This window comes from Pseudomonas sp. GD03842 (genome assembly GCF_029841165.1).
Taxonomy (GTDB): Bacteria; Pseudomonadota; Gammaproteobacteria; order Pseudomonadales; family Pseudomonadaceae; genus Aquipseudomonas.
Genome location: NZ_JAOCEA010000007.1, coordinates 160,584 through 178,016, shown reverse-complemented (window position 1 = coordinate 178,016; position 17,433 = coordinate 160,584). Strand labels below are relative to the sequence as shown.

At 63.8% G+C, this 17,433-nt stretch carries 20 protein-coding genes and 1 pseudogene; 10 read left to right on the top strand and 11 right to left on the bottom strand.

Annotated features, from left to right (window positions below; all coding sequences use genetic code 11):
• Window positions 1-18 precede the first annotated feature (18 nt).
• The 6 genes and pseudogenes from N5D61_RS12410 to N5D61_RS12385 form a co-directional block, all read left to right on the top strand.
• Complete coding sequence (locus N5D61_RS12410; RefSeq protein WP_108238482.1) at window positions 19-891, top strand: transketolase; 873 nt, start codon at window positions 19-21, stop codon at window positions 889-891.
• Entirely contained in the window at window positions 892-1,893 is a 1,002-nt protein-coding gene (locus N5D61_RS12405) for a transketolase C-terminal domain-containing protein (protein ID WP_279892944.1), read from the top strand.
• An 11-nt stretch (window positions 1,894-1,904) separates the two neighbouring features.
• Window positions 1,905-2,753, top strand: a complete 849-nt coding sequence (locus N5D61_RS12400; protein WP_279892943.1) for an NAD(P)-dependent oxidoreductase — start codon at window positions 1,905-1,907, stop codon at window positions 2,751-2,753.
• A gap of 84 nt (window positions 2,754-2,837) precedes the next feature.
• The gene (locus N5D61_RS12395; RefSeq protein ID WP_279892942.1) at window positions 2,838-4,166 is read left to right on the top strand and encodes an MFS transporter; all 1,329 of its coding nucleotides are present in this window, start codon (window positions 2,838-2,840) and stop codon (window positions 4,164-4,166) included.
• A gap of 131 nt (window positions 4,167-4,297) precedes the next feature.
• Window positions 4,298-4,630, top strand: coding sequence for a DUF883 C-terminal domain-containing protein (locus N5D61_RS12390; RefSeq protein ID WP_279892941.1), 333 nt, complete (start codon window positions 4,298-4,300; stop codon window positions 4,628-4,630).
• 229 nt (window positions 4,631-4,859) lie between these two features.
• Window positions 4,860-4,997, top strand: a pseudogene (locus tag N5D61_RS12385) (DUF2934 domain-containing protein); the annotation flags it as partial.
• A gap of 107 nt (window positions 4,998-5,104) precedes the next feature.
• On the opposite strand, the gene N5D61_RS12380 reads toward N5D61_RS12385, so the two are convergent.
• From N5D61_RS12380 to N5D61_RS12360, 5 genes are all read right to left on the bottom strand, one after another.
• On the bottom strand, window positions 5,105-5,560 hold the full coding sequence (locus N5D61_RS12380) for a MarR family winged helix-turn-helix transcriptional regulator (RefSeq protein ID WP_279892940.1): 456 nt from the start codon (window positions 5,558-5,560) through the stop codon (window positions 5,105-5,107).
• 139 nt (window positions 5,561-5,699) lie between these two features.
• Window positions 5,700-6,218: an MFS transporter gene (locus N5D61_RS12375; protein ID WP_279892939.1), complete on the bottom strand. Its 519-nt coding sequence runs from the start codon at window positions 6,216-6,218 to the stop codon at window positions 5,700-5,702.
• Complete coding sequence (locus N5D61_RS12370) at window positions 6,191-6,901, bottom strand: MFS transporter (RefSeq protein WP_279892938.1); 711 nt, start codon at window positions 6,899-6,901, stop codon at window positions 6,191-6,193. Before N5D61_RS12370 ends, N5D61_RS12375 begins: the two co-directional genes overlap by 28 nt.
• A gap of 107 nt (window positions 6,902-7,008) precedes the next feature.
• Window positions 7,009-7,614: a GNAT family protein gene (locus N5D61_RS12365; RefSeq protein ID WP_279892937.1), complete on the bottom strand. Its 606-nt coding sequence runs from the start codon at window positions 7,612-7,614 to the stop codon at window positions 7,009-7,011.
• Window positions 7,615-7,632: 18 nt separating this feature from the next.
• The gene (locus N5D61_RS12360; RefSeq protein WP_279893087.1) at window positions 7,633-8,790 is read right to left on the bottom strand and encodes an MltA domain-containing protein; all 1,158 of its coding nucleotides are present in this window, start codon (window positions 8,788-8,790) and stop codon (window positions 7,633-7,635) included.
• A gap of 247 nt (window positions 8,791-9,037) precedes the next feature.
• On the opposite strand from N5D61_RS12360, the gene N5D61_RS12355 reads away from it, so the two are divergent.
• Complete coding sequence (locus N5D61_RS12355) at window positions 9,038-9,760, top strand: hypothetical protein (protein ID WP_108238491.1); 723 nt, start codon at window positions 9,038-9,040, stop codon at window positions 9,758-9,760.
• Between the two features lie 20 nt (window positions 9,761-9,780).
• Here N5D61_RS12355 and N5D61_RS12350 read toward each other — a convergent pair whose 3' ends face one another.
• The 4 genes from N5D61_RS12350 to ppnN form a co-directional block, all read right to left on the bottom strand.
• Window positions 9,781-10,227 (bottom strand): CBS domain-containing protein, encoded by a 447-nt coding sequence (locus N5D61_RS12350; protein WP_279892935.1) that lies wholly within the window; start codon window positions 10,225-10,227, stop codon window positions 9,781-9,783.
• Window positions 10,228-10,380: 153 nt separating this feature from the next.
• Complete coding sequence (locus N5D61_RS12345; RefSeq protein WP_279892934.1) at window positions 10,381-10,803, bottom strand: type III secretion system chaperone; 423 nt, start codon at window positions 10,801-10,803, stop codon at window positions 10,381-10,383.
• 88 nt (window positions 10,804-10,891) lie between these two features.
• On the bottom strand, window positions 10,892-11,473 hold the full coding sequence (locus tag N5D61_RS12340; protein WP_279892933.1) for a GNAT family N-acetyltransferase: 582 nt from the start codon (window positions 11,471-11,473) through the stop codon (window positions 10,892-10,894).
• A gap of 131 nt (window positions 11,474-11,604) precedes the next feature.
• Window positions 11,605-12,978: a nucleotide 5'-monophosphate nucleosidase PpnN gene (ppnN, locus tag N5D61_RS12335; protein ID WP_108238495.1), complete on the bottom strand. Its 1,374-nt coding sequence runs from the start codon at window positions 12,976-12,978 to the stop codon at window positions 11,605-11,607.
• Window positions 12,979-13,224: 246 nt separating this feature from the next.
• On the opposite strand from ppnN, the gene N5D61_RS12330 reads away from it, so the two are divergent.
• Together N5D61_RS12330 and N5D61_RS12325 are read left to right on the top strand one after the other, a co-directional pair.
• Window positions 13,225-13,797, top strand: coding sequence for a sterol desaturase family protein (locus tag N5D61_RS12330; protein WP_279892932.1), 573 nt, complete (start codon window positions 13,225-13,227; stop codon window positions 13,795-13,797).
• Entirely contained in the window at window positions 13,763-14,485 is a 723-nt protein-coding gene (locus tag N5D61_RS12325) for a dienelactone hydrolase family protein (protein ID WP_279892931.1), read from the top strand. Before N5D61_RS12330 ends, N5D61_RS12325 begins: the two co-directional genes overlap by 35 nt.
• An 89-nt stretch (window positions 14,486-14,574) precedes the next feature.
• Here the strand turns inward: N5D61_RS12325 and N5D61_RS12320 are convergent, their stop codons facing one another.
• On the bottom strand, window positions 14,575-14,988 hold the full coding sequence (locus N5D61_RS12320) for a PaaI family thioesterase (RefSeq protein ID WP_279892930.1): 414 nt from the start codon (window positions 14,986-14,988) through the stop codon (window positions 14,575-14,577).
• Between the two features lie 206 nt (window positions 14,989-15,194).
• Between N5D61_RS12320 and N5D61_RS12315 the strand changes: the two genes are divergently transcribed.
• Window positions 15,195-16,715, top strand: a complete 1,521-nt coding sequence (locus N5D61_RS12315; RefSeq protein ID WP_279892928.1) for an FGGY family carbohydrate kinase — start codon at window positions 15,195-15,197, stop codon at window positions 16,713-16,715.
• On the opposite strand, the gene N5D61_RS12310 is transcribed toward N5D61_RS12315, so the two are convergent.
• Window positions 16,702-17,421 (bottom strand): SDR family oxidoreductase, encoded by a 720-nt coding sequence (locus N5D61_RS12310; RefSeq protein ID WP_108238628.1) that lies wholly within the window; start codon window positions 17,419-17,421, stop codon window positions 16,702-16,704. The two genes, N5D61_RS12315 and N5D61_RS12310, sit on opposite strands and share 14 nt — an antisense overlap.
• Window positions 17,422-17,433 lie beyond the last annotated feature (12 nt).

Genomic DNA, 17,433 nt, shown 5'->3' with positions numbered 1-17,433 from the left:
AATAAGCAGGACTCACGCATGACAACACGTTCTCAGGCCGCCGACGCAGGCGCAGCGTCGCTGCATCGCGTCGCCCGGCACGCCTGGCGCATCCGGCGTTTCGCATTACGCATGGGCGAAGTTCAAGGGCAGGGTTATGTCGGGCAGGCACTGGGCTGGGCCGATGTACTGGCCACCGCCTATTGCTACGCCATGAACGTTCGCCCCGGCGAGCCGTCATGGGAGGGCCGTGACCGCTTTCTCTTGTCACACGGCCACTACGCGATTGCGCTCTACGCCGCGTTGATCGAAGCGCAAATCATCCCCGAAAGCGAATTGGAGACCTACGGCTCCGACGACAGCCGCCTGCCGATGTCGGGCATGGCGAGCTACACCCCCGGCATGGAAATCTCCGGCGGTTCCCTCGGCCAGGGCCTGCCGATCGGCGTGGGCATGGCACTGGGGCTGCGCATGAAAGGCAATCCCGCGTGGGTCTTCAACTCGATGTCCGATGGCGAACTCAACGAGGGTTCGACCTGGGAAGCCGCGATGTCGGCGGCCCACCATGAACTGGGGAATTTGATCGCCCTGGTCGACCTCAACCAGCAGCAGGCGGACGGCAATTCCCGCGAGATTCTGGATTTCGAACCGCTGGCGGACAAATGGCAGGCATTCGGCTGGCATGTGCAGCGGGTCGATGGCAACGATCTTGCGGCGGTCATCGCCGCGTTCGATCAAGCCATGGCAGTCAAAGCGGCCCAGCCGCGGGTCATCCTGTTCGACACGCTGATGGGCAAGGGCGTGGACTTCCTGGAAACCCGCGAAAAAAACCATTTCATCCGTGTCGAGCCGGAGGAGTGGCAGGCCGCGATCAAGGCTCTCGACGCGCATTACGAATCGAGGAGTGCCTGAATGAACCTGCCAACCGCTCAAAAACCGCGCCTGACCACGTCGGCGATGATTGCCTCGATCGCCAGCGAAGGCCAGCGCACCGAAGCCGCACCGTTCGGCCACGCGCTGGTGGCCGCCGCGCAAAAAGATCCTCGGATTGTCGGCATGACCGCCGACTTGTCGAAATACACCGACCTGCACATTTTGGCTCGCGAGTTTCCCGAACGGCACCTGCAAATGGGCATGGCCGAACAACTGCTGATGGCCGCCGCAGGGGGTATGGCGAAGGAGGGGCTGATCCCATTCGCCACCACCTATGCGGTGTTTGCCACGCGCCGTGCCTATGACTTCATTCACCAGGTGATCGCCGAAGAGCACCTGAACGTCAAGATCTGCGCCGCGCTGCCAGGCTTGACCACCGGCTACGGCCCCAGCCACCAGGCCACCGATGACCTGGCGCTGATGCGCGCGGTGCCGGGCCTGACCGTGATCGACCCCTGTGATGCACTGGATACGGCCCAAGCCGTGGCCGCCATCGCCGAATACGCTGGCCCGGTGTACATGCGGTTGTTGCGGGGCAAGGTGCCCATGGTGCTGGATCAGTACGACTACCGCTTTGAACTGGGCAAGGCCAGCCTGCTGCGGGATGGAAAAGATGTGCTGATCATCTCCAGCGGCATCATGACCATGCGTGCGCTGGAAGTGGCCGAACTGCTGGACGACGGCAGTGCCGAGGTCGCGGTCTTACACGTCCCGACCATCAAGCCGCTGGACGAGGCCACGCTTCTGCGCGAATGCCAACGCGGCGGGCGCTTGGTGGTGGTGGCCGAGAACCACAGCACGGTCGGCGGCCTGGGTGAAGCGGTGGCGCTGGCCCTGCTCAAGGCGCGGATCAGCCCGGTGTTTCGCCAGATCGCCTTGCCGGACGCCTATCTGGACGCCGGTGCGCTGCCGACCCTGCATGATCGCTATGGCATTTCCACTCAAGTCATGGCGGCGAACATCCGCCAGTGGCTGGTATAAGGAGCGCGAAAATGAACGTTGCTTTTATTGGCCTCGGGGCCATCGGCCTGCCTATGGCGCGGCAGATCCAGCAAGCTGGCCATGGGCTGATCGGCGTCGAGTTGAGTGAAGCGAACCGCACGCTGGCGCTGACGCATGGCATCGAATCCAGCGCTGACTGGCAAGCGGCCAGTGATGCCGATGTCGTCGTGGTCATGGTTGCCACCCCCGCGCAACTCGACGCGTTGGTCAGCCAATGCGGCCCACTGAAGCCTGGGCAGCACTGGGTGGTGATGAGTACCGTCGGCCCGGCCTCGGTGCGCGAGCAGGCCGCGCGTCTGCGAGAGAAAGGCGTGCAGGTGGTCGACGCTCCCGTCACCGGCGGCGTCGCGCGGGCACAAACCGGCAGCCTGTTGATATTTGCGGCCGGTCCGGCGGCCGCGGTCGCCCATGTCGAACCGGTGTTGCGAAGCATGGGCGAGGTGCGCAACGCCGGGCTGGAGATCGGCGATGGTCAGGCCATCAAGGTGGTCAATCAGCACCTGTGTTCGGTGCACCTGGTGGCGGCTGCCGAGGCGTTGAGCCTGGCGCGATCGCTGGGTCTGGACCCGGGACGGGTACTGGATCTGGTGCAGCAGGGCGCAGGGGGATCGTGGATGCTGTCCGACCGTGGCCCGCGCATGCTCGAAGGCACCGACACCCAGGTCACCAGCATGGTGGACATTTTCGTCAAGGACAGCGGGCTGGTCGCTGACGCCGCTCAAGGCTGTGGCGCGGCCGTACCGCTGCTCGACACCGCTCACGCGCGGTTTTGCCAAGCGGCCGAGTCGGGCCTGGGCAAGCGTGATGACAGTCGAGTGATCGAAACCTGGGCGCCCTAGCCGGTACCGCAAGACAGTACGTTTCAACGCAGCGGGCAGGCCCGTTCTGCCCGACACAACAACAATAAGATCCCGGAGTTTGCCATGAGCGAATCCACCCAAGCCTCACCCGAGCAGAACAATGCGGGAAAAGTCTCCTTCGCCTCCATGATCGGTTCGGCCGTGGAGAGTTATGACTTCTTCATCTACGGCACCGCCGCCGCCGGCTGGTTTGGCCAAGTGTTCTTCCACACCACAGAGCCGATCGTCGGTATTCTGGCCGCGTTCGCGACCATGGCAGTGGGCTTTTTCATGCGCCCTCTGGGTGGCTATCTGGCGGGGCATTACGGCGACCGCCTCGGGCGCAAGACCGTGCTGCTCTGGTCGTTGCTGGCCATGGGCGGGGCGACGGTCCTGATCGGTGCCTTGCCCACCTATGCACAGGCCGGCGTGATCGCGCCGATTCTGTTGATCTTGCTGCGGATGATTCAGGGCATCGGCTTCGGCGCGGAGTGGGGCGGTGCCGTGCTGATGGCCTGCGAACACGCGCCCGCCCATCGTCGCGGCTTCTTCGGCGCGGTGCCCCAGATCGGCATTCCCCTGGGGCTGCTGATGGCCAACGGGGCCTTTCTGCTGTCAGCCATGGTGTTCGAAGGCGACTGGGTCTGGCGCGCGCCGTTCCTTGCGTCGGTGGTGATGGTCGCGGTGGGCATGTGGATTCGCCTGAGCGTCAGCGAGTCGCCTGAATTCGAAAAAGCCAAGGCGCAGAATGCGCTGATCAAGCAGCCTGCACTGGAAGTCATTCGCAAGGACTGGCGCAAGGTCTTGCAAATCGCCGGCCTGCGCCTGGCGGAAACCGGCGGTTACTACCTGGCCACCAGTTTCATGCTGTCCTACGTGTTGCTGGCGGGGATCGCCACCAAGCAAAACGTGCTCTGGGGCACGATGATCGGTTCCGCGATCGGGCTGGGCAGTCACCTGTTCTACGGCGCGTTGAGCGACCGCATCGGACGCAAACCGGTGTTTCTGATTGGCTCGCTGTTCACCATCGTGTTCGGCATCCCGATGTTCATGATGATCAATACCGGTATCGTCCCCCTCATCATCGTGGCCGTGGCCATGGCGTTGATTCTCAGCCATGACCCGATCTTCGCGGTCGAGGCCAGTTGGTTCACCGAGCAGTTTCCGGCCAACGTGCGGTCCTCCGGGATTTCCCTGGGCTATAACTGCGCGTCGCTGGTGGCCGGTACGCTACCGTTCATCGCCACCGCGCTGTACGCCAAAGTGGGTTGGATGGGACCGGCGCTGCTTTTCAGTTCGCTGGGCGTGGTGTCCACCTTGTGCGCGATGAAGATGCGCGAGACGGCCCCGGCGGTGGCCAAGGAGCTGCCCACCGCGCGCACCACCCCGGTGGGGTCTCAGGCGCTGCAATAAGCGTTGCTTCGCCGCTTCGGCGCGGGAGCCGTCACCTCTCGCGCCGTTTGGGCCCGCCGGGCAAAGATCATCGGAACGAATGCCATCCAGCCCGTGTCAACCCAGTTCCATGAGCCCAAAACGGAACTGCCATGAGCCAGATCAACAAGGTTAGCGAATCCCTGACGGACGACCTTTACCGCAAAACCCGCGATCAACTGAACACCTTCATTAATGAGACCAACGCCTTGCTCGCCGCGGGCGATGCCTTGCATCAGGATCGAACCGCCCTGGCGCACAAGCGGCTCACCGCGTTCCTCGAGCAGGCAGAGCGCTCCGTAACCGAACCGGCGTCCGCCCCTTCACCCGTCGCCCACTGGCTTGAGACGGGCCGTGACTACGTCAAGGCTCATCCCTGGCAGGTGGTCGGTGTGGCAGCCGGGCTGGGCATTCTGGGCAGCTTCTTGCTGCGGCGTCGCGGCTGAGTCGTGCTGAGGAGACTCGGTCATGCGACGTCGTGGCGTCCCCGTGACGCGTCCAGGGACGGGCAGGCGGTTCTGGCTGTCTACAGCTTTCACCGCCCCCACGGAGGCGCTCGGATTTCATCCTCAGGATCAACTGAATGACGGTCTGGTCCATGCCGTGGGCATCGAAGGGTTGGGGCTCGGCTCGATGTCGGCGGCGTGGTGGGTCAGCAGGCAAAGGGGGGCAGGCATGAGTGTGGACGAAGACGCAGTCCGCCAACTGGCACAACTGATTTGGGAAACCGAGGGCAGGCCTGAGGGACAAGAGGCCCGACACTGGGAGATGGCGACCAAACTCGCGGAATCGGCCGCGATGGCCCCTGCGCGTGGCCTGCACCGACCGCGGGTGGGCGTGATGTTTCCCGACCCGGGCAACAGCGACGACGATCCGCCCATCGATCCGTGAGTCGGCGCAGCGGCTCTTGAAGCAGAGCTTTACGCCGGGTCCGCTTTCAGCGCCTGCAGCAGCGCGTCGGCGAACCCTTCCGAGGCGATGAAGTCCAGTGCCTGGCGCAGCTTCACCGTCTCTTCGGCGCCGAAGGTTTTGTCGAACATCTGCGACACCCGCTCCGATACCTTGCGGGCCTCCTGATATTTGCGCTTGCCGGCAGCGGTCAGCAGCACGCGCCGGCTGCGGCGGTCGGCCTCATCGATCTGCAACTCCACCAGGCCATCGCGCACCAGCGGCTTGAGCGTATGGCCCAACGCCGACAAGTCCATCACCAGAGCCTGAGCCAGGTCGCGCATGCGCGGCTCGTCGCTGCGGGCGATCTGTGACAGAAGTGAATACTGGGTGGCCTTCAGGCCGCATGCCTGAAAGGCTTCATCGTAGATTTGGCCCAGCCGACGGGACGCCCGGCGTACCGAGCCATTGGCGCAACTGCTGGCCATGACGGGATCTGAACAGAATGTCGCGTGTCTCAAGGCCGTAACGCTCTTCACTGGCGGTGGATAGCGGGGATTATGCCTGCCCCTGCGCAACGGACAAGGTTTTTCAGGCCGCCGCTAAGTGACACGGTGACGCACCGCGTCAGGCCCGCTGCTCGGCGAACGGTGCCTGCTGGCGGCGCGCGTCCACCAGCGCCCAGTACCACATGCCCAGCCCGCCGAAGGTCAGCGCGGCCGCCGCATAGCCGGTGGCCGGAAGACCCAGGCCCAACGAAATCACGATGCCGCCGACCCATGGGCCAATGGCGTTGGCCAGATTGAACGCACTTTGCACCAGCGCCCCGGCCAGTGATTGCGCGTGCGGGGCAACGTCCATCAGACGCGTTTGCAGGATCGCGGCCAGGCCCACGCCACAGCCAATGAAAAATACCAGAGGGATCAGCAGCCAGAGGTTTTCGGTGGCGGCGGGGTAGAGCATCAGCACCACCGCGGTGAAGCCCAGGGAAATGCCTGCCGCGCGCATCGTTGCGCGGTCCGCCGCCCAGCCGCACACCAGATTGCCGACCGTGGTCCCCAGCCCGAACACGGCCATGACCAAGGGAATCATGATCCCCGACGTGCGGGTCACTTCGATCAGCGTCGCCGCCAGGTAGGTGTACACGCAGAACACCCCGCCGAAGCCAATGCGGCGATACCCAGCGTCAACCAGACCTGACGCGAACGCAAAGCGCCCAACTCGCGCAGCGGGCTGGCGTCGGCCTGCGCCGGTGAAAGCGGTGCCAGTGAGCGAATCAGCAGCGCGGTGATGGCCGCCAGCCCCGCGACGATGCCGAGGCCCCAGCGCCAGCCAACGGTCTGGCCGATCCAGGTGGCGAATGGCACGCCGACGATGGTGGCGATGGTCAAGCCGAGAAATACCCTCGAGACCGCCTGTGCCCGTTGATTCTTGGGCACCAGCGAGGCCGCCAGCAGCATGGCGACGCCGAAATAGGCGCCATGGGGAAAACCACTCAAAAAGCGGAAGAACACCAGCCAGGGCAAGGAGGGGGCGATGGCGCTCAGGGCATTGGCGACGCCAATGAAAGCGGCCAGCATGACCAGCAAAGCCCGGCGCTCCAAGCGGACCCCCAATACCATGATCACCGGCGAGCCCACCACGACCCCCAATGCATAGGCGCTGATGGCATGGCCGGCCAATGGCTGGGTGCTGTGAAATTCGCCAGCGATGAACGGCAAGAGCGTCATCGACGCGAATTCGGTGGTGCCGATGGCGAAAGCGCCCATGGCCAGGGCAAACAGCAACCAGCCCATGTGGAAATCGTGGGGAGCATCAGTCTGGGTCATAAAAAGGTCAGGAGGATAAGTTCGAGGGTCGATGCTTCGTTATACCTGAAACCGGTTACAGATCCATCTGCAACCGGACACCAGGTTGGGATTCGCCGTTGATGCGCTCAGGTGGCAGGTGCCATGCGTGTTCGCAGGAGCGCTTTCACCGCCGGCCATTCGTCGTCGATGATGCTGAACCGCACCGAGTTGCGCTTGCGACCATCGGGCATGATGCGTTCGTGGCGGACGATGCCTTCCTGAGTGGCGCCGATGCGCAGAATGGCCGCCCGGGATTTCTCGTTCAATTCGTCGGTGGTGAATTGCACGCGCACGCACTCCATGACCTCGAAGGCGTAGCTCAGCATCAGGTATTTCATTTCTGTGTTCAGGCCCGAGCGCTGGACCGATTGCCCCAGCCAAGTGTGACCGATCTCCAGCTTGCGGTTCTTGCGGTCAATTTTCCAGAAGCGGGTGCTGCCGACGATGCGACCGGTGTCGCGGCGCACGATCACGAACGGCATCACCGAACCCGCCGCGCGTCCCGCCAGGGCGGTGGCGATGTACTGCTCGACGGTAGCGGGGCCGGGAATGACCGTGACCTTCATGTCCCATAGATCGCCGTCCGCGGCAGCTTCCAGCAGCTCCCCCGCATGGGCGGTCTGGAGTGGCTGCAACGCCACGGCGCTGCCGGAGAGGATGACCTGTTCAGTGGGTATCACTTCAGTGCTCATGGGCCAGGGGTCCTGTCTTCAACTTTTGGGCTTGTTGTCTGGCAAGGGTGCTCCCTTGGGCCACAGCATCCAGATCTGCCCTTGCTGTTTCATGTTGCCCGCCAGTTCGCCCGCGGCATCGCCGGTGCCCCAGAACATATCGGCGCGCACTTCGCCCGCAATCGCGCCCCCGGTGTCCTGAGCGGCCACCGGACGCACCAGCGGCGACCCGTCTGGATGGGTCGACGACAACCAGAGCAAGCTGCCCAGGGGAATCACCTTGCGATCGATCGCCACGCTGTACCCGGCGGTCAACGGCACGTTGAGCGAGCCGCGCGGCCCTTCGTCGCTGTCCGGGCGCAGGGTGAAGAACACGTAACTGGGGTTGCTCCCCAACAGCTCGGGCACGCGCTCGGGGTGGGCAATGGCCCAATCGCGGATGCGGCCCATGGACACTTCGTCCTTGGTCAACTGGCCCTGTTCCACCAGCCAGCGGCCCACGGGTTTGTACGGGTAGCCATTCTGGTCGGCATAGGCAATGCGCAATTGCCGACCGCTTTCGAGCTGAACGCGGCCCGAGCCCTGGATTTGCAGGAACTGCAGGTCGATCGGGTTTTCCAGCCACGCGAGGACCGGGGCGTTGACGCCTTTTTCGCCGATGGTGGCTGCATCGTCGTAAGGGCGCAGGACACGACCGTCGAGGCGACCGCGCAGGCGCTTGCCTTTGAGCTCGGGGTACAGGCTGTCCAAGTTGACGATGATCAAGTCCTCGGGGACGCCGTAAATGGCGACCGGGTGTTGGTCATTGCGCTGCTCGCTGCCTTTGTAGATGGGCTCGTAGTAGCCGGTGATCAGCCCGTTGGCGCCGTGCTCCGACGAGCGCAGGCTGTAGACCTGAAGCGTGTTCTTCAGAAAGTCGCGCACCGCCGCCGGGTTCTGCGGCACCTGCGCCGCTTGCGTGCAGGTGGGGCCCCAGACCGCGTCCTTCGCCAGCCGCTTGCAGGCCGAGAACCAACTGTTGAAACCCGCCATCAGGTCGACGTCGTTGACTGCGGGCAGTTTGTCCCACTCGACGCTGACGTAGGTGGTGGCCTCGGCAGGCTTGGGTTTGGGTGCACCGCCATCGCAGGCTGCGAGCAAGGCGATCAGCGGAGCGAGGCAGAAAAGAAAGCGGCGCCAATGCAGGCTTGGGGTCATCACGCGGAGCGGTCCTGGAAGCATGTGAAGTCGGCTAGCTTGGTGAAAGGCGACGGCGCCGTCAAATCCGCGCGCCACTCCGGGCCGGAAAACCGAATGGCGGGCAGCCGTGTTCAGCGCGGATTGACTCCGCTCGCCGCACTTTTTTTCGATTTGCCGCTCTATGCAGGGCGGGGACGCTGCGATTGACGCGGGTCCAGTGGGTTGAAGCGTGTGATCGATGGTGTGTGTTGCTTCTGGGTTCTTCATGCGTTCGCGCTCGCGGGCGCTGCTCGCGTTCGGGCTCATGGCGCTTTGCGCGGTCGGTTGTACTCGACAGGATGGGCGCGACGTGGCGACGCAACTCAGTGAAACCCGGCCTCAGGAATTTTTTCAGACCAGCGTCGACCGGATGGCCACCCTGGCCATGCACGACAACCTGGAAAGCCTTTACCTGTTGATGAGCAAACTGTATTTGCGCAACCCGGCGCAGTGGCGCAAATCCGGCTTCGTCGACGCGCGCGCCGCTGAACGCAATGTGCGCTTGGCCATTGAACAGCAGAAGCCGTTGCCGCAGTTAGGCAACCGTCGGGACCTGGCAGCCCTCAGCTACGCGTTGAGCCCTGAGTTCCTGGGCGATCGGGTCGGCGCATTCATCTACGCCATTGGCAGCATGCTGGTCACCGCCCATGGAGGACGGCTCGAATTCTTCATGACTGACCAAATCAATCCGACCTTCGTCAACAACGCCGCCCGCAACATTGAGAAAGCCACGTGGTTGCTTGGCCAGCGACAAAATGCGAACGGCGAGTTGATGCTGTTCTCCAACGAAATCACGGAAGAGGGCAGCAACCTGAGCTTTGCCACGGAATTCGGAAAAATCGTCGCGCGGCTTGACCTGCTGACCCAAATGCTCGACGAGCGCTATCGGCGAATTGGCCTCAATTACGCGCAGAGCCTGTTGTTCCTCAACTTCCTGCCGGTGCAGTAACAGTCGGTGCGTCGTGTGGATCAATAACTCTCGCCGCGGATGTATTCCTGCATTTTCTCGATCAGGCGTGCCTGTTCGGCGATGGCTTCCTTGACCAGGTCGCCGATGGACAGCAGTCCCACCAACTGACCGTTCTCCACCACGGGCAAGTGGCGCAAGCGGTTATCGGTCATGATGCCCATGCACGCATCCACTTTGTGCTGCGGGGTGATGGTTTTCACATTCCGGGTCATGATCTCGCTGACCGGCGTGCCGACCGACGCGCGTCCTTCCAGTTCCATCTTGCGGGCGTAATCCCGTTCGCTGACGATGCCAACGATCACCGCACCATCGACCACGGGCACGGCGCCGATGTTCTTCTCGGCCATGAGCTTGATCGCGTCGATGACCATCTGATCCTGTCTGACGGTGTGAACTTCACCCTGGTGCTTTTCTTTGAGTTTCAGTAGTTCGGCTACGGTCGTCATGCTGGCCTCTCCGGCGCGTATTTGTGAGCGCGGCCACGCCAATCGGGCCGTGTGTACAGCATCGTAGAGAGATCGGATTCCAGCAAGTTTGGAAGCGCCGCGCAGATGGCAAAAAGCGTCATCGCACGACACCCGGGTGTCGCCGCCTGAAGCCTATAGGCTGCGGGCCAGCCCCGGCATCGCCGAGCGTTTCGGCGGCGTGACCGTTTTCAGCAGATGAGGCATTTCCCGCGCCTGGCGGATGAAGCCCTGAACGCCGTGCACGAATGCAGCTTCCGACAGGCCCTGAAGCGCCATGTGCGTGCATAGCCGGAGGTCGTTGCGGGGGTCCAGTGCCAGCCAGCACCCGTGCAGCGCGTCCGTGTCGAAATTCAAGCGCAGCAGATGTTCATACGTGTCGGGCGTCGAACGTAGCGGCAGCTTGCAGTGCAGCACCGCGACATCGCCCGCGGGAGGCATTTCGATGATGGCGACTTCACGGTCCTGATCGAACAGCGCGCAAACGCCATTTTCCAGACCCAGTTCGGTATTCAAATGCCTGCCCAGTGCGGCAAGCAGGGTGTCCGGTGTGCTCATGAGACTGTCCTTGTGCGGTCGGTTCGTTCCTGAGTGGTCTCACCGGCCCACGGGTTCCCATTCCCAGGCCGTCAGGTGGCCCGAGGCCTCACGGGCGCGGACGTCGCGGCCGGGACACCACCGATTCGATATTCTTGCGCCCGATCAGCAGCGGGCTCTTGGCCCTCCGGGAGGCCGGCATCTCGGCCAGCCATTTGAACATCACCAGGCAATCCACCAGACCATGGCGCGCATGGCGATAGGCGCGGGGCAGGCGACCGACCGTCTCGAAACCGAGCTTGGTCCACAGCGCCACGGCCACGTCGTTGGTCGACACCACCGAGTTGAACTGCATCGCGCTGAAGCCGCTGTCCACCGCCAGTTGCTGCGAGTGTTCGCACATCGCCCGTGCTACGCCACGACCGCGGGCCTGGTCGGTGACCATGTAACCGCAGTTGCACACGTGGCTACCGGGGCCGGCGGCGTTGGCCTTGAGGTAATAGCTGCCGAGCAAGACGCCGTCTTCTTCAGCGATCAGTGTGTGTGGCGGGTATTCGAGCCACAGGTGCTGGGCTTGCTCGTACGTCAGGTCGGGATCATAGGCGTAGGTTTCCTGCGCCTTGATCACGGCGTGGAACGTCGGCCAGAAGCGTTCGAAGTCTTCGGCCGTCATGGGGCGAATCTGGATCATGGAGGGTCCGGTCGGTCGAGGTAGTAACAGTCGGGGGGGCGAGCGACGGGGGCCTGAGGCCAGGGAGCGGTGGCCATGCAACTCGCCACCGCCGGCCCGTGGGCCACCTATAAACGCATCACGGTCGCGGCTCAGGACACCACGCGGTAACAGGGCACATAGGCCGCGCCGCCCGGCAGCTTCATCCGATGCTGCTCGACGAACGCCTGCAACAGCTTGTCCAGCGGCTGCATGACTTCGGCATCGCCATGAATCTCGTATGGGCCGTGCTCTTCGATCAGGCGAATGCCCTTGTCCTTGACATTGCCCGCCACGATGCCTGAAAACGCCCGGCGCAGGTTGGCCGCCAGTTCATGGGGCGGCAGGTCGCGGCGCAACTGCAGGCTGGCCATGTTGGCGTGGGTCGGGTCGAACGGACGCTGGAAGCTTTCCTCGATCTTCAGCAGCCAGTTGAAGTGGAAGGCGTCGGCCCGCTCGCGTCGGAACTGGCGAACCTCGGCCAGCCCGGCAACCATTTGCCGGGCGACTTCGGCCGGGTCGTCGATGATGATCTGGTAATGCTTGTGCGCTTGCGCACCCAGGGTCGCGCTGACGAACGCGTGCAGTTGCTCCAGGTAGGGCGCGGTGCTTTTCGGGCCGGTGAGAATGACCGGGAAGGGCAGGTCCTGGTTGTCGGGGTGCATCAGGATGCCCAGCAGGTAGAGGAATTCTTCCGCCGTGCCGGCGCCCCCCGGGAAGATGATGATGCCGTGGCCGACCCGAACGAAGGCTTCCAGGCGTTTTTCGATGTCCGGAAGGATCACCAGCTCATTGACGATCGGGTTCGGCGCTTCGGCGGCGATGATGCCCGGCTCGGTCAGCCCCAGGTAGCGGCCACCGCTGATGCGTTGTTTGGCATGGGCGATGGTGGCGCCTTTCATCGGCCCCTTCATGACGCCCGGGCCGCAGCCGGTGCAGATGTCCAGCTTGCGCAGGCCCAGTTCGTGGCCGACTTTCTTGGTGTATTTGTACTCCTCGGTGTTGATGGAGTGGCCACCCCAGCACACCACCATCTTCGGCTCGACGCCCGCCCGCAGGGTGCGAGCATTGCGCAGCAAGTGGAACACGTAGTCGGTGATGCCTTGCGACGATTCCAGGTCGATGCGCTGGCTGTCCAACTCGCTTTCGGTATAGACGATATCGCGCAGGGCGCTGAAGAGCATTTCCCGCGTGCTGGCGATCATCTCGCCGTCGACGAAGGCGTCGGCGGGCGCGTTCAGCAGCTCCAGGCGCACGCCGCGGTCCAGTTGATGTATGCGCACTTCGAAGTCCTGGTAGGCTTCGAGAATGGTTTTGGCGTTGTCGACATGCGCGCCCGTGTTGAGGATGGCCAGGGCGCACTGGCGGAAAAGACTGTACGTACTGCCTGAGCCAGCAGCGCTCAGTTGTTGCACTTCACGTTGTGAAAGCGTCTCCAGGCTACCTTTTGGACTGACCGAAGCGTTGATTACCTGTCTTGGAGCCATTCTGAATTCCTTGAAAGCAATGCCCCCCGCATGAGTCGGCGGAGGCATGTGGACAGTGAATGAAAACGCCATTCACCCTGGCGGCCATTTTTCACATCGGTCGGTCAGGAAAGCAAATGTTGTGCGGAAAATCTTTGGCGACCTTGTGAACGGGCAGGTGCGCGGTGACGATCCGTGACTTTTGATTTTCCACGCCCCCCGGTATGCTGCACCTCGACGTCAGACGCCCGTGACCACGCCGCCCTTATGATTTTCAACTTCGCGATTTTCCTCTGCACCCTGATCGCCATGGAGGGTGTCGGTTTTCTTGCGCACAAGTACGTCATGCACGGCTGGGGTTGGTTTTTGCACCGTTCTCACCACGAGGAGCACCTGGGCGCGTTCGAAACCAATGACGTTTACCTGCTGGTGCTCGTCGTGGTGGCCGTCGGTCTGATCGTCCTCGGCCACAACGGCCATGACCCGCTGCAGTGGGTCGGCGCGGGCGTCGCCGCTTTCGCGCTGATCTATATTCTGGTCCACGACGGCATCGTTCACCGCCACTGGCCGTTGCGGCCCCAGCCTCGCAATCGCTACCTGCGCCGGCTGTACCAGGCCCACCTCATGCACCACGCGGTCAAAGGCCGTCGCAACAGCGTTTCGTTCGGCTTCCTCTACGCGCCGCCCGTCGCCACGCTGCAACGGCAACTGCGCGAAATGCGTCGGAAGGAGCCAGCCTCTACCGGCGAGCGCACAGACCGCCGCGGTACGCCCATCCACCTTTTCATCGCTTCGGGAGACTCACGTGACGCCATCGAAAGCACAACAGGCAACCGCTAAAACCATCACTTACAACCGTCCGGACGGCAAGTCGGTCAGCGGTTACCTGGCCAGTCCGGCGAACAGCCAGGGCGCCCCGGCCATCGTGGTGATCCAGGAATGGTGGGGCCTCAACGATCAGATCCGCGGCGTGGCGGACCGATTGGCCGCTGCCGGTTACCTGGCGCTGGTCCCGGACCTGTATCGGGGCGAAATGACCGTCGAGGAAGAAGAGGCCCATCACCTGATGAGCAAGCTCGACTTCGCCGATGCCGCCACCCAGGACATCCGCGGCGCGGTGCAGTATTTGAAGGATTACACGCCCAACGTGGGGGTCACCGGCTTCTGCATGGGCGGTGCGCTGACGTTGCTGGCGCTGAACTTCATTCCGGAGCTGTCGGCAGGGGTGGTGTTCTACGGCATGCCGCCGCTGGAGTACCTCGATCCGCAAGCGATCAAGGTCCCGGTCCAGGCGCACTGGGCCACTCAGGACGAGTTCTTTCCGGCCGAAAACGTCGACGCGCTGGAGGCGAAGTTGGGAGAGGGCGGGGTCGACATCGAGTTCCATCGGTATTTGGCCCACCACGCCTTCGCCAATGAAACCGCCGTCGGCCCGGGCCGTATTGCGGGCACCCAGTACGACCCGGTGTGGGCGCAACTGGCTTGGGACCGCGCATTGACCTTCTTCGGCCGTACGCTCTGGAAGTGACCGCAACGCGGTGCCTATCCATGAGCGGTTTGCACCTGGATACGGCGCCGCCCGCCTCAAGAGGGTTCACTGAGGTGCGGTAACGCGCCTCATCGCAGGTGCTCGGGCGGAATGGCATAGGTGCCGACCACATGCGCCACGGCGTCGGGCGCCCCCTCGGAGTACAGCGAGACTTCGCCAATGGCCAGGGTCTTGCCGACTTTCATCAATTGGCACTCGGCGATGATCCGGCGCTCGGCTTGCGGTTTGCGCAGGAAGTTGATGGTCAAGCTGGTGGTGACCGCCAACGGGACGATGCCGATCGCGCCAAGCACCGCAACGTACAACGCCACATCGGCCACGGCCATCAAGGTCGGGCCTGACACCGTTCCCCCTGGGCGCAGATCCGAGTGATCGATGGCCTGGGAAACGGTCGCGCTTCGCTCGCCGACGTCCTCCACCACGATCCGGGTCTGCGGAAATTCCCGTGCGATGAATGCCGCGATTTCGTCCTTGCTCGCCATGGGCCTCTCCCGAATGAGTCGAAGCCGCAAGATTTGATGAGGCCCAGGGCAATTGTCAACGCGGGCGAGCGTGAAGAGGGTGTGACAGGCTTTGCGGCTCAGCCGCCAGGGGAAGCCACCTTCGTGCGACAGGGATCTTTCGGCGGATTTCGGCTAGTCTAGCCGTTCGATTCGACGGGTCACGGGCGGTGACGGAGCAGGGGTGCATGGGCAAGCTGGTTATCGGTATCGATCTGAGCACGACCACCTGCAAGGCCATCGCCTGGGATCTGCAGGGGCGGCTGGTGGCTCAGGCGCGGGCGCCTCTGGCCCTGGCTCGGCCTGGCGTGAGTGCCTACGAGCAGGACCCTCATGACTGGTGGCGAGCCACGCAACTCGCAGTCAGGCAACTGCTGCCCCTGATCGCGGACCACGCCATCGCGGCGCTATCGGTGGTCAACCAGCGTGAAACCGTCGCGGTCACCGACGCGGACGATGGTTTGCTGCGCCCGGCCATTCTCTGGCTCGACGAGCGCCGCAAGCATGAGGTGGCAGCGCTGTGCCAGCGGGTCGGCCACGACCGTTTGCACCGCATCACCGGCAAACCCCACGACTGGGCGCCAGCCATCTACAGCCTGGCCTGGTTGGCGGAGGCCGAACCCGAGATGTTCGGCAGGATCCGCCACGTGTACGAACCGCATGCGTGGCTGGTGCGGCAGTTCACCGGGCAGTTCGTGACCAGTTGGGCCAGCGCCGATCCGTTCGGCGCGTTCGACATTCATCAGCACCGCTGGGCCGACGATGTCCTGCAGGCGTTGCCCATCGCGTTGAGCCCCGAGTGTTTCCCCCTTGCGCTGGCACCCGGTTCAGTGCTGGGCGTGGTGTCTGCCCATGCCGAGGCGTGCACCGGGCTGCCGGCTGGCACGCCGGTGGTCGCGGGCGGGGGCGACGGTCAGGCCGGTGGCCTGGGAATTGGCGTGGTCAGCCCCGGTACGGCGTACCTGAATCTGGGCACGGCGATCGTGTCCGGGGTGTACGCCAGCCAACCAAAGGTCGACGATGCTTTTCGCACCCTGTGCGCCGTGGACCGTGAAGGCTACGTTCTTGAAACGTCCCTGCGCTCCGGCACGCTGCTGATCAACAGCCTGCTCAAGCAGTTCTTCGACATCGACGTGGTCGCCCACCCCGAGAGCCTCGTGCGGCTGGAAGTGGAGGCGTCGCGCGTGCCGCCCGGCAGCGCCGGTTTGATTTTGCTGCCGTACTGGAACGGCGTGATGAATCCGTACTGGGATCAGGATGCGCGAGGCTGCCTGCTGGGCCTGTCGCCCGATCACGGGCGTGCCGAAATCTACCGTGCGGTGTTGGAAGGCATCGCGTTGGAGCAGGCCGTCGCGACCCAGCGGATGGTCGAAGCCACCGGCGAGCCGGTGCACACCTTCGTGGCGATCGGTGGGGGAGCGGCGAGTCGGCTGTGGTGTCAGATCATCGCTGACGTGACGGACCGGCCGGTGATCCGCGCCAGCACTCAGGAAGCTTCAAGCCTGGGCGCAGGCATCGCCGCTGCAGTAGGCGCGGGTAGCTACCCCGATTTTGCCAGTGCCGCACGGGTGATGACCCAGGGCGGCGAAACCTTCGTACCCAACCCGGGGTTGCGTGAATTTCATCGCGAACTGCTGAGCCTCTACCGCGAGTTATACCCGCGCCTGCGCGACCTCTATCCGCGCCTGGCTCGACTCAACCTGCGCTGAAGCCGCCGTCCACGGTCAGGGTCACACCATTGACCATCGCCGCGTCGTCGCTGAGCAAAAAGGCGATGGCCGAGGCGATTTCGTCGGGTTGGACGAAACGTCCCAACGGTATGCGCGAGAGCATCGAAGCGGATTTGGCCGGGTCGCTCCAGGCCTTTTCGGCCATTGGCGTCAACGTCACCACCGGGTTGACGCTGTTGACCCGAATGCCATGACGCCCCAGCTCAACGGCCATGACCCGGGTCATGGCGTCCAGCGCGGCTTTGGACGCGCAATAGGCCAAATGATCGGGCGTTCCCACGGCGGCGGCCAAGCTCGAGACATTGACGATGGCGCCGGGCCGACCCCGGCGGATCAGATCACGCGCCACCGCCTGAGCGACCACCATGGGGGCTCGGGCGTTGACGGCCATCAGGTGATCGAAGGTTTCGACCGACGTGTCGAGCACCGATTCCAGCTCCACCACCCCTGCGCAGTTGACCAGCAGATCGATGGGCAGCGTGTTTTCGACTGCCGCTTGAGTCGCTGCCGCGTCGGCCAGATCGACCACCAGGGTGCGTTCGCAGTACGCCAAATCCGCCGGGTTGCGGCCCGCCGCTATGACCTCGGCGCCGCAGCGGCTGAGCCACTGCACCGTTTCCCGGCCAATGCCTTTGCCGGCGCCGGTGACCAGAATGCGTTTGCCCGTGAAATCGTGGGTTGCCATGAACATCTCCCC

What these genes read in the sequence shown, in the direction of transcription:
- N5D61_RS12410 (WP_108238482.1), top strand. Translation starts at nt 19, where the DNA reads ATGACAACACGTTCTCAGGCCGCCGACGCAGGCGCAGCGTCGCTGCAT.
- N5D61_RS12405 (WP_279892944.1), top strand. Translation starts at nt 892, where the DNA reads ATGAACCTGCCAACCGCTCAAAAACCGCGCCTGACCACGTCGGCGATG.
- N5D61_RS12400 (WP_279892943.1), top strand. Translation starts at nt 1,905, where the DNA reads ATGAACGTTGCTTTTATTGGCCTCGGGGCCATCGGCCTGCCTATGGCG.
- N5D61_RS12395 (WP_279892942.1), top strand. Translation starts at nt 2,838, where the DNA reads ATGAGCGAATCCACCCAAGCCTCACCCGAGCAGAACAATGCGGGAAAA.
- N5D61_RS12390 (WP_279892941.1), top strand. Translation starts at nt 4,298, where the DNA reads ATGAGCCAGATCAACAAGGTTAGCGAATCCCTGACGGACGACCTTTAC.
- N5D61_RS12380 (WP_279892940.1), bottom strand. Translation starts at nt 5,560, where the DNA reads ATGGCCAGCAGTTGCGCCAATGGCTCGGTACGCCGGGCGTCCCGTCGG.
- N5D61_RS12370 (WP_279892938.1), bottom strand. Translation starts at nt 6,901, where the DNA reads ATGACCCAGACTGATGCTCCCCACGATTTCCACATGGGCTGGTTGCTG.
- N5D61_RS12365 (WP_279892937.1), bottom strand. Translation starts at nt 7,614, where the DNA reads ATGAGCACTGAAGTGATACCCACTGAACAGGTCATCCTCTCCGGCAGC.
- N5D61_RS12360 (WP_279893087.1), bottom strand. Translation starts at nt 8,790, where the DNA reads ATGACCCCAAGCCTGCATTGGCGCCGCTTTCTTTTCTGCCTCGCTCCG.
- N5D61_RS12355 (WP_108238491.1), top strand. Translation starts at nt 9,038, where the DNA reads ATGCGTTCGCGCTCGCGGGCGCTGCTCGCGTTCGGGCTCATGGCGCTT.
- N5D61_RS12350 (WP_279892935.1), bottom strand. Translation starts at nt 10,227, where the DNA reads ATGACGACCGTAGCCGAACTACTGAAACTCAAAGAAAAGCACCAGGGT.
- N5D61_RS12345 (WP_279892934.1), bottom strand. Translation starts at nt 10,803, where the DNA reads ATGAGCACACCGGACACCCTGCTTGCCGCACTGGGCAGGCATTTGAAT.
- N5D61_RS12340 (WP_279892933.1), bottom strand. Translation starts at nt 11,473, where the DNA reads ATGATCCAGATTCGCCCCATGACGGCCGAAGACTTCGAACGCTTCTGG.
- ppnN (WP_108238495.1), bottom strand. Translation starts at nt 12,978, where the DNA reads ATGGCTCCAAGACAGGTAATCAACGCTTCGGTCAGTCCAAAAGGTAGC.
- N5D61_RS12330 (WP_279892932.1), top strand. Translation starts at nt 13,225, where the DNA reads ATGATTTTCAACTTCGCGATTTTCCTCTGCACCCTGATCGCCATGGAG.
- N5D61_RS12320 (WP_279892930.1), bottom strand. Translation starts at nt 14,988, where the DNA reads ATGGCGAGCAAGGACGAAATCGCGGCATTCATCGCACGGGAATTTCCG.
- N5D61_RS12315 (WP_279892928.1), top strand. Translation starts at nt 15,195, where the DNA reads ATGGGCAAGCTGGTTATCGGTATCGATCTGAGCACGACCACCTGCAAG.
- N5D61_RS12310 (WP_108238628.1), bottom strand. Translation starts at nt 17,421, where the DNA reads ATGGCAACCCACGATTTCACGGGCAAACGCATTCTGGTCACCGGCGCC.